This is a genomic window from Streptomyces sp. NPDC058045, from assembly GCF_042885635.1.
Classification (GTDB): domain Bacteria; phylum Actinomycetota; class Actinomycetes; order Streptomycetales; family Streptomycetaceae; genus Streptomyces.
This window is the reverse complement of record NZ_JBHVRR010000047.1, coordinates 26,819-38,046: the sequence shown is the minus strand read 5'-3', so window position 1 is coordinate 38,046 and position 11,228 is coordinate 26,819. Positions and strand designations below refer to the sequence as shown.

The window sequence follows — 11,228 nt, the reverse complement described above, 5'->3', positions numbered from 1 at the left end:
AAGTTCCCCGTGAACTTCGTGGCTGGGTAGCTCAGTTGGTACGAGCGATCGCCTGAAAAGCGATAGGTCGCCGGTTCGATCCCGGCCCCAGCCACCATCGTGAGAACGTCCCGGACGGCATATCGTCCGGGACGTTCTCGTTGCATCCCCGAGCAAAGGCCCGCCCGTGGCTGCAGTCGGTCCCGAGGGTTTCATGTGCTGACACGGTGCTGACGTGTCAGCACGGAAACTACGGAACTGTAGTGATTCCGGTCTGCCGAGCTCCTCCCGCTCCCGCGCAGAACCCGTGCTGCTCCGGAGTCCGACACATGCTGTCCTGTCAGGCGCACAGCAGGGGGACGGTGCACTCCGCTGGGTGGTCTGCTGCAAAGAAAGCGACGGTCCGCAGCGGAACCTCAACTGTAGGTCGGCCGCCACCTTCACGCCCCCACATCTGTACGTTATCGTGTACATCATGAAGACGATGAGTGTCACCGAGTTGCGCGCCGGTATCGCCGACGCTCTCGATGCGGTCGAGAACGACGCCGAGGAACTGGTCATCACCCGGACCGGCCACGAACCGATGGTCGTTGTCTCGCTCGCCGAGTACGAGGCACTCAAGGAGACGGACTACCTGCTGCGGTCTCCCGCAATGGCCGAGCGCCTCCGCAGGTCCATCGAGCAGGACCGGGCGGGCCACGGCACAGTCCGCGAACTGGTGGACCCCGATGACGAAGCCGGGCAGGGGGCTGCGTGAAGGTTCTCTTCCTCGACGACGGCTGGAACGATTACCTGTGGTGGCAGGCGAATGACCGCAAGCTCCTGAAACGCATCAACCAGCTCATCGCCGACATCGACCGCGGCGGCCACGAGGGGATCGGCAAACCTGAACCGCTACGGAACGACCTCTCCGGCTACTGGTCACGACGCATCAACTCCGAACACCGATTGGTCTATCGCCTCGACGAGGACGACGCCATCCACATCGTGGCATGCCGCTTTCACTACGAACGCCGATGACGGCACACCACCCGCAGCCATGCACGCCCCATCACGCCTGCACGCCACGGGAACAGCCCTGCCCCAGGCAGCCCACCGACCACTCTCACAGGCCCGAATTCGCGACTGCGATGACCAGGCAGCCCGTGCTGACGTGTCAGCACGGGGACAGGATCGAGGCGGATCGAGCCAGACCCAGCAGGGCGCAGGGGGCGTAATTACGGGACCTGAGCGCGTTCCCGCAGGTCAGCGAGGTAACGATTTCGGGTTCGAATCCCGTTGGGGGACGTGAGGGACTCCGGTCCCGCACCGCGCAAGGTCCTGTGGAGCAGTTTGGAGTGCTCGCCACCCTGTCAAGGTGGAGGCCGCGGGTTCAAATCCCGTCAGGACCGCTGAAGTTCCCCGTGAACTTCGTGGCTGGGTAGCTCAGTTGGTACGAGCGATCGCCTGAAAAGCGATAGGTCGCCGGTTCGATCCCGGCCCCAGCCACAGCCAAGGCCCCGATCTTCGGATCGGGGCCTTCTTGCATTCGGCCGGCTCTCCGCCGCTCGTGGAATTCGGGTCGAGAACATATGCGTCAGATCGTGCACTAAGCGTTCGTTGGCCCTGGTGGGATGACTGACAGTAGATCAAGACGTCCGGTCCGCCGGACCGTCCGTCCGAGCGATCTTTCTCGGGCTCACGCATCGGTGCGCCCGGCCCGTCCGGGGGCGCGACGAGGAGCGGCCGACGGGCCGGGAGGATGAGCTGCAAAGGCGGAAGTCCCCGATCACGCGGATCGGGGACTTCACCAAGCGAGCCGGCCCGGTGGCCGGGGGCCCCGCCGTGGCTCCGGGTGCCTGTGTCCGTTTTACGCGGCCGGGTTGAGTTCGGCTTGGCCGAACAGCAGGGCCCAGCCGGTGGGGAGTTGGTGGAGGATGCGGGTGGTGAGGTGGGGGCCGGCGTGGGCTGTGACGGCGGCGAAGACGGAGCCGGTGTCCCAGCGGGTGGTGGCCAGGGAGGCGCCGGAGCGTGCGGCGAGGTCCTTGACGAAGGCCCAGCCGGTCAGCGGCTGGGGGTCGGGGATCTGAGCCGCCAGGACGCGGGCGGCCTCCAGGGGCAGGCAGGCTGCCAGGTCGACACGTTCGTCGCCGGTCAGCTGGCGTCCCAGTCCTGCCAGGACCAGGCGGACGGCTTCGTCCGCTCGCTCGCGGGTGGGGTAGGCGCCTGCGTAGCGGACCCTCTCCAGCATCTGCTCGTACGCCGTCGAGTACGGCTGCTGGTGCTCAAGCGGTACGCGCACGTCGGTGATCACTGCGGTGCAAGCCTTTCGTCAAGCCAGGGTTGGGTGGTGCCGGTGTGCGGCACCGGCGGTGGTCAGGTGGGCTGGGGGTGGCCGAAGAGCAGGTCGTAGCCCGCGGGGAGCTGGAGCAGGATCTCCTTGAGGAGGTCGTCGCCGGCGGTGTCGGCGACCGTGGACAGCACGGCACTGACGTCCCAGGTCGCGGTCTGCTCGGTGGCACCCTCGATCCACGCGGCGGTCGCCCGCACGAACCGCTCCGGGGAAAGCGGTTCGGCGCTTTGCAGCGGGTTGAGCAGGATCAGGGCGAATTCCTCCGGCAGGCGTGCCGCGAGCTGGGCGCGGACTTCGCCGACCAGGTGTGCGCCGAGCAGGGCGAGCACCACGCGGGCCGCGCGTTCGGCTTCCTCGGCAGTGCCGTACTCGCCGCGTTCCCTGACGTGGTCGAGGAAGGCTTCGCGTAGCAGAGTCATCTGAGCCGCCACCCCTTCTTGTTCTTCACACTGCCCACGGGGTGCGGAGGGCGGGCTGGGGGGAGATCAGGTGCCCGTCCTCCGCACCTGTCCGGCCGGTGTCAGCCGGAGATCTCCTTGTGGCCGGTCCCGACGCCGATGGAGATCTTGCGGGGCTTGGCGCGCTCGGCGATCGGGATGCGCAGAGTGAGCACGCCAGCGTCGTAGTCGGCCTTGATGTGCTCGGTGTCGAGGGTGTCGGCGAGCACGATCTGGCGGGAGAAGACGCCCAGCGGCCGCTCGGACAGCTCCATCTGCACCTCGTCGGCCTTCGTCACCGGTCGGCGCTCGGCCTTGACCGTCAGCATGTTCCGCTCGACGTCGATGTCGATCGCGTCTGCGGTGACACCGGGAAGGTCGAAGGCCACCACGTACTCGTCGCCCTCGCGGTAGGCGTCCATCGGCATCGCCGACGGCCTCGACCAGGTCCCCGGGCCCATCAGCTGCTGCGTCAGCCGGTCCAGCTCACGGAAGGGGTCAGTGCGCATCAACATCGTGAAAACACCTCCAGCAGGTTCAGGCAGTTACTGCCAATGCGCCTCACTGACACCGTTGTAACATGTCATCCGATGGATGACAAACACGATGTCATCAAACCGATGACAACCCCAGGGAGGTGTACGTGACCCCGGCCGACCAGCCGTCCACGACCGGCACCGACGCCCACAGCCCGGCGTCCTTCCTCGCCGCCGCGGCAGCCCTCAACGCCATAGACGACGCCTTGCGCGAAGCCCAGCAGGAGACCCCGAACGCTTCCGGTGCCGGGCCGGGCCCGGAGCAGGCCCTGGCCTCACTGATGCTGTTGCGGCAGGTCCGCGAGCGGCTCGCCGGATGGGAGACCTGCCTGATCGAAACCGCCCGCGACGCGGGCGCAAGCTGGGCCGACCTCGCCCCGCCCCTCGGCGTCGCCAGCCGCCAGGCCGCCGAGCGCCGCTATCTGCGCGGCCGCCCCGGCCCGACCGGAACCACCGGCGAACAGCGCGTGACGGCCACCCGCCAGGCCCGTGCCGCCGACCGCACCACCGCCGCCCGGGCCCGCCACAACACCGCCGACCTGCGCCGTCTCGCCGGACAGATCACCGCACTCACCGACCTGCCCACCGCGGCCCGCCGCCCGCTCAGCGAACTCCACGCGGCCCTCGCCCACGACGACCCCGCCGACCTCATCGCACCCCTGACCGCCGCCCGCCCCCACCTGATCGCCGCCCACGCCGACCTCGCCGCCCGGCTCGACACCCTCACAGCCCCGTAGTACGAGTCAACGCCAGCCGCCCGCCGGCGACGCCGGGCCTGTGGTCTTCAGGTTGCCGACCCAGCCGCACTTGGCCGCCGCCGACCGCGCGGTTTCCGCCTCGGGCGGAGTGCGGGGGCTCGGCAGCGCGGCCCCCGCGGAGGCGAGCGCGAGGTGGGAAGTTCATGTCCAGCTCGAACACAGCGTGGACAGCAGCGTGTAGCGCACGGGGCCCGCCGGCATCCTCGTCGGTCAGATCTCCAGCCGGGTCCGTGTCGCTGCGGACAGTCGTCCGACCCACCATCGCGGAGGGAGGGGGGAGCTACGAAGGCATGTTCTTCAACCGCGAACATCCCGCCGGTGCGCCGCGTATCACCGGAGACAGCGAACGTCACTACGGGGAGCCGTTCTTCAGGTACAAGAAGATCGACCTTGGGAATGGTGCGACACCGGGAGGGTTGCGCGTGCAGGTCACTTCCGGGACCAAGGACTGTACATGGAAGGCTTTCCGGGTCACATACGTCGACTCAGGGGGCACCCACACGCAGGACATCACGAACCAAGGGCATGAATTCAAGGTCCACGGGATTTCTGCCCACCCGAAGCAGGTCTTCTCATACACGCTCAAAGGCCTCGTGGAGTGCACCCCTGTTGAAGTCAGCCGTCACAGGTGCTGAAGGGGCCGGTGTCCGGCGGTAGGCGGGCAGCGCGCCGCGCAGTGTCTTCGGCTTGAGATCGCGGTGTCGCCCGCCAGTCGGAACGGCGAGCCGCAGCACCTCATCATGATCGGTTTTGATGTATCCGTCGGCGACGTATGTGAACAGGTCCCGCACGAAGCCTTTGAGGATGATCCGTCACCACGGATATACGAGGTCACGGGTACCTGCCATCACAGTTACATCACCAGGTCGTCAATTGAACGTTTATCCCGCGCTGCGAATCTCTCCATCGCGCACGAGGGAGGCGCGAAATCTTCGCGCATCACCCGCGCCACCCCCAATCAGAACACCGAAGGAGAGCACGTGCAGTCAAGAATATCGACCTCTCCCGCACCGTCGTCTCCCGCCGCCAGCGTCAAAGCTTCCCTCGCCGCTGTCGCGCTCGTCGCCAGTACCCTCGCCGGACTGACCACGTCGGCAGCTGCCGCCGACGCCCCCGGCAACCCGGCACCCCTGAGCACACAGCAGCGCTCCGACCTCGTCGAACAACACCTGAGCATCGGTCGTACCAGCGGCGGCCAGGCCGCCCTCGTCAACAGCGCCCTGGCCGACCGGGGCGTGACCTCCACAGCCGCGCCGGGGGCCGTGACACTGTCCTGGAAGCCCTACACGGCCGACGCCCGCTACACCATCGTCCGCGGCGAAACCCCCCTCACCACCACCAAGCCGGGCCAGGCCACCTTCAAGGACACCAACGCCACCGCCGGAGCCTCCTATCAGTATCGGATCATCCCTGAGCTCAAGGGCGACACCTCCACCGCCCGCACCTGGGGCCTCACCGTCGCCGTGCCCGAGGTCATCCGCGGCGAGACCGAAGCGGCAGCCGTCCAGCGCACCGCCACCACCCAGGCCGCGGCCGCCAAGGCGGCGGCCACCACCACCTTGACGTGGACGACGTTCATCCCCCAGAAGTACATCAACCAGCCCATCCCCAAGGCGTGCAAGTACTGGGGCTCGAAGTACGTCTACGGCGGCGACAATCGCGGCTTCGACTGGAAGAGTTCCCGTTACCGCACCTCCGCGTCCGCCGTCATCAACTGGAAGAGTCACAAGGTCAGCGGATACACCTCGGTCAAGGCCACCCACGTCTACAAGAAGTCCAACAAAAGGCTGGTCGCCAAGAAGACCGCCAATGCCAAGGGCATGAAGGTCAAGAAGCTCGGCGCCGGCTCCGGATACGCCGACATCCGCATGGTGACCCACTCCACCAACCCGTTCTGCGGCGGTGTCGCCAAGGTCAAGGGAGCCATCGACGGCGCCCTGACGTTCCACATAACCCGCGGAGGCTGGGAAATCCGCTCCGGCAACCACCGGCAGATGCCCAACCACGAGATCTACATCTACAACGGTGGCCGCGTCACCTGGGTCTACAAGAGCAAGTACGCTTCCCCGCTGTGCCTCGTCGGCTCCGCGATGTGCGACCTGAAGAACCTCACCGGCTACTACGGCAAGTACAAGTAAGCATCCGGGTATGAGGAAGGCCCCCTGCGCCAGGCGCTGCCGGGGGCCTTCCTCATACCGCGAAAAGCTAGGCGAAGACCTTCTTCCAGGCCATCCCGCCGAAGCCGAACACGAAGAAAACGTAGCCGGTGTACAGGGCCCAGATCCATAGCATCCCGCCCCACTCGCCCCACGTCGTGGCCACGACCGTCACGGTGAACAGCGCCAGCAGAGCAAACGTCAGCCCAGCTCCCGGCCAGAAGTCGGAGCGCAGACCGTCATAGCGCCCGAAGGCCGCCACCACGCCGACGACCTCACCGACCAGCAGCAGCGGCACCAGAACCATCCGGGTACCGAACGTGAAGAACAGCCCGTCCGGCTCCTCCGAGAACCCCCACAGCATGGTCGTCACCGTAGCCAGCAGCCACGGCACCATGGCCACCCAGATGACCAGCGGAAGCACCACACGCCTGACCAGCATCGCAGCAGACCCCCAAACAGCATTGCTCACCGAGCCCACGCTACCCTGCCCCGCCACAACGCAAGGCGGGTCTGTCCTGCCCACCAGCGCCATGCCGCTGAACTGGGAGATCATCGTGCTTCCTGGGCTCGCACTCCGGGCAGCCCCGAGAGAACCAACGGGCCGCGCCGAACTCCACGAGACTTGCCGCGCGATCCCCATTCGCCGCCAGCCCCGGCATCGCCTGCTGCTACGTCTCCGGCGCCGGCCCCGACCGCACCGGTAAGCCCCGCACGATGTGGATCGGCGTTGAAGGCGAAACCGAGAACGCCCTCCTCGGGCTGACCCCAGGCGCCCACATGTTCCGCCCCGGCTTCCTCACCCCTGCCCGGCACCCTCCACGGGCTCCTGCTGTGCGTTGGTCCACCGGCCCCTGACACCGCACTCCCCACTGCTGCGCCGCCCAGCGCTGCGGCAGCTTGTTCCTTAACCTCTGGCCTCGAACGATGTCTCGGGTGCCCCGTGCGTGGCCCATCTCCTTCTGGACGCCCGCCCGTTGTCGGCCCGTTGGTACACAATGCTCGGCATGGCGAGTTTTGAAGATCAGGATCTGACCGACGCCGAGTTCCGCGAATGCGACCTGACCCGCGCCCGGCTGATCGGCGTGGTGATGCGGGACGTCGTGATCGACGGGCTGGTCAGCAACCTGGTGGTCAACGGCGTGGAGGTGACGTCCTACGTCGAGGCCGAACTGGACCGGCGGTATCCAGTTCGGTTGCTGATGCGCTCAGATGACCCAGCCGATCTGCGGAAAGCCCATCGATGCCTACGGGATGACTGGGCGAGGACGGTCGAGCGGCTCCGCGCGATGCCCGCGGGCTCCGAGCACCGGCGTGTCGATGGCGAGTGGTCGGCAGTGGAGACCCTGCGCCACCTGGTGTTCGTGCACGACTCGTGGTTTCGCCGCTGCTGCCTGGGATCGACCCGGCCTTTCACCGGGATCGGGCTGGCGTCCGACTTCGTGCCCGACCAGGAGGAACAGGGCCTCGATCGAGCGGCGACCCCAGGCCTCGACGAGGTACTGGCCGTGCGAGACGAACAGTCCGCCGAACTGGAGCGCTGGCTCGCGACCGTGACGGTCGACGAGCTGTCCGCAGCCGCTCCCGTTCCTGCGGGACCGGGCTGGCCGTCGTACGCCGTGGGCAAGTCGGTGGTCGAGTGCCTGCGGGTGGTGCTGAACGAGGACTGGGCACACCACGGGTTCTGCGTCCGTGACCTCAACGTGCAGGAACGCTGAGACGTCAGCAGCAGTGCGCAAATCGCCGCTCGACACTTCCCGCTCATCACGCTCCGGGACACTGCGACATCGACGCGGAATCCCGGAATCATAGATATCGGGGGCACGCAACACCGCGTGGGGGACTTCGGTCCCGCACCGCGCGAGGTCCTGTGGAGCAGTTTGGAGTGCTCGCCACCCTGTCAAGGTGGAGGCCGCGGGTCCAAATCCCGTCAGGACCGCTTGCAGATCACTCAGGTGAACTGCGTGGCTGGGTAGCTCAGTTGGTACGAGCGATCGCCTGAAAAGCGATAGGTCGCCGGTTCGATCCCGGCCCCGGCCACAGCCAAGGCCCCGATCTTCGGATCGGGGCCTTCCCGCGTGGTGTCGCGAGGTGATCGCGTGGTGAATTTCGCGCCCGGATGGAGTGCTTCGGCGCTCCGCGGTCTCTGTTCTCCGTAGAGGGCCTGGACACCTACGCAAGCGAACGGGGATGGCAACGGCATGTGGCTGACTCAGTTGCTGGAGCGCAACCGGCAGTGCTTCGGCGGGCGGGTGGCGTTGGCTGACGCCCGCCGGTCGCTCACCTGGGAGGAGCTGGCCGGCCGGGCCGAGGGCCTGGCGGTGGCGCTGGCCGCGCTGGGTGTGCAGCACGGTGACCGGGTCGCCGTGCTCTCGCGTGACCGGGTCGAGGTGCTGGAGACCTACTTCGCGCTGGGGCGGATCGGCGCGCTGTTCGTGCCGATCGACCCGGCTCTGGTGCCCGGGGAGGTCGTCGAGATCGCGGGTCACGCCAAGGTCGTCGGGATCGTCGGCGAGGCCGAACTCCTCGAACGTCTCGACACCGCACCCGGCACCCTCCGCCTCACCGGGCACTGGCGGCTCTCCTTCGACGACGCCCGGTACCGGGACGCGGCCGCGGAGGTCGCCGAGGAACCCGTGGTGCGGGCGGACGACCCGGTGGCGATCCTGTACACCTCGGCAACCGCGGGCCATCCCAAGGGTGTTGTGGTGGACCACCGTTCCGTCAAGGACATCGCGCTCGGCTGGCTGGCGGTGGCCGGGCCGCCCGCGGGGGCCGTACTGGTCGCCTGCTGCCCGCTGTTCCACGGGACGGTGGTGCTGACGCTGGCCTATCTGGCGGCGGGGGCGACGGTGGTGATCCCGGGTGCGGACGCCGCGCCCAAGGACATCGTGGCGAGCGCGCGGCAGCACCGGGCCACCCACCTCTGGCTGGTGCCGGAGACGCTGCGTGCCGTGCTGGAGCAGGTCGGCGCGCACGAGGACGCCGCCCTGCCCGACTCCCTCACCGAGATCCTCTACGGGGCGGCCCCGATGCCCATCGAGCTGTACGCGGCGGCGGCCCGCGCGTTCGGCTGCGGCTTCCGCCAGGTCTACGGGCTGACCGAGGCCGGTGGCCCGTTCGTCACCTTCGCTCCCGGCGAGCACCCGGACCCGCACGGCGTACTGCCCGAGGCGCTGCCGGTCGGCCGGGTGATCCCCGGGATGTCGGTGCGGGTCGCGGACGGGGCGGGGCGGGCGCTGCCGGCCGGGGAGCGCGGCGAGATCCTGGTGCGCGGCGACGGCCGGATGCGCGGTTACTGGCGGGACCCGGCGGCGACCGCCGAGGCGCTGGTGGCGGGCTGGCTGCGGACCGGGGATGTCGGTCACCTCGACGAGAGCGGCTGTCTGCATCTGCTCGACCGGTTGACGGATCTGATCATCCGGAACGGGCGGAACGTCTACCCGGCGGAGATCGAGCGTGTGCTGCGGCGGCATCCCGCCGTCGCGGACGTGGCCGTGGTCGGTGTCGCCGACGCGGTGGAGGGGGAGGTCCCCCTCGCCCTCGTCGTGCCGGTGCCCGGCGTGGACGCCACCCTCGCCGACATCATGAGCCATCTGGCGTCCGAGACGGCGGCGTACAAGACGCCGAAGGACGTGCGGCTCGTCGAAGCGCTGCCGCGCAACTCCGCGGGCAAGGTGCAGAAGCGCCTCCTCACCGCCTGAGCCGCCGTCCGACTCCGCGCTCCTCGCAGTCCCCGCACTCCTTTGGAGGCCTTTCCGACATGTGTGCCGCTCCGCTGCTCGCGCCGAGGCGCCCGCCGCTCTGGACGCCGGCGGACTGGCGCCGCCGGCCGGCCGCGCAGATGCCCGACTGGCCGGACCCGGAGCTGCTGCGCCGGGTCCGCGCGCGGCTGGCCGCCTCCGCTCCGCTGGTGCCGCCGCACGAGGTGCTGGACCTGCGGCGGCTGCTGTCGCGGGCGGCCCACGCGGGTGCCTTCGTCGTCCAACTCGGGGACTGCGCCGAGACGTTCGACGCGCCCGCCTTCGCGGAGACGGCGGCCCGGGTGAGTCTGCTGCACACCGCGGCCCGTGCCGTCGAGGTGGCGCTGCACCGCCCGGCGATCCCCATCGGCCGTATCGCCGGCCAGTACGCCAAGCCGCGCTCCTCTCCCACCGAGAAGGTCGGGGATCTCGAACTGCCGTCGTTCCGCGGGCACTTGGTGAACGATCCGGCGCCGGATCCCGCCGCCCGCGTCCCCGACGCCATGCGGCTGCTGGCGGGTTACCGGCACGCCGACGGTGTGCTCGGCCTGCTGCGGGAACTTGCCGCCTCGGGGATGGCGATGCCGGGGGCGCTGGCCAGTCACGCGCCCGCGGTGTGGACGAGCCATGAGGCCCTGGTGCTGGACTACGAGGAACCGCTGGTCCGCCGCGACCCCGCCACCGGTCTGTGGTGCCTGACCTCCACCCATCTGCCGTGGATCGGCGCGCGCACCTGCGACCCGGAGGGCGCGCATGTGCGCTTCCTGTCCGGTGTGGCCAATCCGGTCGGTGTGAAGGTGGGGCCGGCGACCGACCCGGACCGGTTGGGCGCGCTGTGTTCCCGGCTCGACCCGGGCCACCGGCCCGGCCGTCTCGTCCTGATCTCCCGGATGGGCGCGGAGCGGGTGCGTGAGGTGCTGCCCCCGCTGGTGGCGGCGGTGGAGCGGCTGGGGCATCCGGTGGTGTGGGTGTGCGATCCGGTGCACGGCAATACGTTCACCAGCGGCACGGGGCACAAGACCCGGCACACCGACACCGTCGGCGAGGAGATCCGCGGGTTCTTCGCCGCGGTCCGCGAGGCCCGCGGCTGGCCGGGCGGCATTCATCTGGAGGCCACCCCCGCCGAGGTGACCGAGTGCCTCGGCGGCTCCCCCGCCGTGTCCGAGGACGATCTGCCGCTGCGCTACGAGACGGTGTGCGACCCGCGGCTCAACGGCACCCAGACCGCCCAGGTCATGGAGCTGGTGACCGACCTCTGCCGGGCGGGGTGAGTACGGCCCTCGACCA

The 11,228-nt window shown here is 68.9% G+C and carries 12 protein-coding genes and 5 tRNA genes; 13 read left to right on the top strand and 4 right to left on the bottom strand.

The genetic code is table 11. The features are described 5' to 3' along the window. Positions 1 to 20 precede the first annotated feature (20 nt). From ACFVST_RS23715 to ACFVST_RS23695, 5 genes are all read left to right on the top strand, one after another. Positions 21 to 97: transfer RNA gene (locus ACFVST_RS23715), tRNA-Phe, on the top strand. 348 nt (positions 98 to 445) lie between these two features. Beyond that, positions 446 to 736, top strand: coding sequence for a type II toxin-antitoxin system Phd/YefM family antitoxin (locus ACFVST_RS23710; protein WP_390155433.1), 291 nt, complete (start codon positions 446 to 448; stop codon positions 734 to 736). Continuing rightward, on the top strand, positions 733 to 999 hold the full coding sequence (locus tag ACFVST_RS23705; RefSeq protein WP_390155431.1) for a Txe/YoeB family addiction module toxin: 267 nt from the start codon (positions 733 to 735) through the stop codon (positions 997 to 999). The genes ACFVST_RS23710 and ACFVST_RS23705 overlap by 4 nt, the downstream gene beginning before the upstream one ends. Positions 1,000 to 1,295: 296 nt before the next feature. After that, positions 1,296 to 1,370, top strand: a tRNA-Asp gene (locus ACFVST_RS23700). A 23-nt stretch (positions 1,371 to 1,393) separates the two neighbouring features. Then, a tRNA-Phe gene (locus ACFVST_RS23695) sits at positions 1,394 to 1,467 on the top strand. A 361-nt stretch (positions 1,468 to 1,828) separates the two neighbouring features. Here ACFVST_RS23695 and ACFVST_RS23690 read toward each other — a convergent pair. The 3 genes from ACFVST_RS23690 to ACFVST_RS23680 all read right to left on the bottom strand — a co-directional run bounded on the left by ACFVST_RS23690 (position 1,829) and on the right by ACFVST_RS23680 (position 3,263). Continuing rightward, positions 1,829 to 2,272, bottom strand: a complete 444-nt coding sequence (locus ACFVST_RS23690; RefSeq protein WP_390155429.1) for a DUF2267 domain-containing protein — start codon at positions 2,270 to 2,272, stop codon at positions 1,829 to 1,831. A 62-nt stretch (positions 2,273 to 2,334) separates the two neighbouring features. After that, positions 2,335 to 2,730 carry a DUF2267 domain-containing protein gene (locus ACFVST_RS23685; RefSeq protein ID WP_390155427.1) on the bottom strand — a complete coding sequence of 132 codons (396 nt, stop codon included), beginning with the start codon at positions 2,728 to 2,730 and terminating at the stop codon, positions 2,335 to 2,337. A 101-nt stretch (positions 2,731 to 2,831) separates the two neighbouring features. Further along, a complete protein-coding gene (locus tag ACFVST_RS23680) occupies positions 2,832 to 3,263 on the bottom strand; it encodes an Hsp20/alpha crystallin family protein (protein WP_390155425.1) in 432 nt (143 codons plus the stop codon). 128 nt (positions 3,264 to 3,391) lie between these two features. Between ACFVST_RS23680 and ACFVST_RS23675 the strand changes: the two genes are divergently transcribed. The 3 genes from ACFVST_RS23675 to ACFVST_RS23665 all read left to right on the top strand — a co-directional run bounded on the left by ACFVST_RS23675 (position 3,392) and on the right by ACFVST_RS23665 (position 6,180). Beyond that, a complete protein-coding gene (locus ACFVST_RS23675; RefSeq protein WP_390155424.1) occupies positions 3,392 to 4,021 on the top strand; it encodes a type III effector protein in 630 nt (209 codons plus the stop codon). 311 nt (positions 4,022 to 4,332) lie between these two features. Beyond that, positions 4,333 to 4,677: a hypothetical protein gene (locus tag ACFVST_RS23670; RefSeq protein ID WP_390155422.1), complete on the top strand. Its 345-nt coding sequence runs from the start codon at positions 4,333 to 4,335 to the stop codon at positions 4,675 to 4,677. 345 nt (positions 4,678 to 5,022) lie between these two features. After that, positions 5,023 to 6,180, top strand: coding sequence for a hypothetical protein (locus tag ACFVST_RS23665; protein ID WP_390155420.1), 1,158 nt, complete (start codon positions 5,023 to 5,025; stop codon positions 6,178 to 6,180). A gap of 67 nt (positions 6,181 to 6,247) precedes the next feature. Here the strand turns inward: ACFVST_RS23665 and ACFVST_RS23660 are convergent, their stop codons facing one another. After that, complete coding sequence (locus ACFVST_RS23660; protein ID WP_390155418.1) at positions 6,248 to 6,754, bottom strand: hypothetical protein; 507 nt, start codon at positions 6,752 to 6,754, stop codon at positions 6,248 to 6,250. A 451-nt stretch (positions 6,755 to 7,205) separates the two neighbouring features. Between ACFVST_RS23660 and ACFVST_RS23655 the strand changes: the two genes are divergently transcribed. The 5 genes from ACFVST_RS23655 to ACFVST_RS23635 all read left to right on the top strand — a co-directional run bounded on the left by ACFVST_RS23655 (position 7,206) and on the right by ACFVST_RS23635 (position 11,212). Beyond that, positions 7,206 to 7,916: a DinB family protein gene (locus ACFVST_RS23655; RefSeq protein WP_390155416.1), complete on the top strand. Its 711-nt coding sequence runs from the start codon at positions 7,206 to 7,208 to the stop codon at positions 7,914 to 7,916. A gap of 146 nt (positions 7,917 to 8,062) precedes the next feature. Continuing rightward, a tRNA-Asp gene (locus ACFVST_RS23650) sits at positions 8,063 to 8,137 on the top strand. A 27-nt stretch (positions 8,138 to 8,164) separates the two neighbouring features. Further along, positions 8,165 to 8,238: transfer RNA gene (locus ACFVST_RS23645), tRNA-Phe, on the top strand. 161 nt (positions 8,239 to 8,399) lie between these two features. Further along, positions 8,400 to 9,902 (top strand): class I adenylate-forming enzyme family protein, encoded by a 1,503-nt coding sequence (locus tag ACFVST_RS23640; RefSeq protein WP_390155414.1) that lies wholly within the window; start codon positions 8,400 to 8,402, stop codon positions 9,900 to 9,902. Between the two features lie 59 nt (positions 9,903 to 9,961). Continuing rightward, positions 9,962 to 11,212, top strand: a complete 1,251-nt coding sequence (locus ACFVST_RS23635) for a 3-deoxy-7-phosphoheptulonate synthase (protein ID WP_390155412.1) — start codon at positions 9,962 to 9,964, stop codon at positions 11,210 to 11,212. The last annotated feature ends 16 nt before the right edge of the window (positions 11,213 to 11,228 follow it).

What these genes read in the sequence shown, in the direction of transcription:
- ACFVST_RS23685 (WP_390155427.1), bottom strand. Translation starts at nt 2,730, where the DNA reads ATGACTCTGCTACGCGAAGCCTTCCTCGACCACGTCAGGGAACGCGGC.
- ACFVST_RS23680 (WP_390155425.1), bottom strand. Translation starts at nt 3,263, where the DNA reads ATGTTGATGCGCACTGACCCCTTCCGTGAGCTGGACCGGCTGACGCAG.
- ACFVST_RS23670 (WP_390155422.1), top strand. Translation starts at nt 4,333, where the DNA reads ATGTTCTTCAACCGCGAACATCCCGCCGGTGCGCCGCGTATCACCGGA.
- ACFVST_RS23660 (WP_390155418.1), bottom strand. Translation starts at nt 6,754, where the DNA reads ATGATCTCCCAGTTCAGCGGCATGGCGCTGGTGGGCAGGACAGACCCG.
- ACFVST_RS23655 (WP_390155416.1), top strand. Translation starts at nt 7,206, where the DNA reads ATGGCGAGTTTTGAAGATCAGGATCTGACCGACGCCGAGTTCCGCGAA.
- ACFVST_RS23640 (WP_390155414.1), top strand. Translation starts at nt 8,400, where the DNA reads ATGTGGCTGACTCAGTTGCTGGAGCGCAACCGGCAGTGCTTCGGCGGG.
- ACFVST_RS23635 (WP_390155412.1), top strand. Translation starts at nt 9,962, where the DNA reads ATGTGTGCCGCTCCGCTGCTCGCGCCGAGGCGCCCGCCGCTCTGGACG.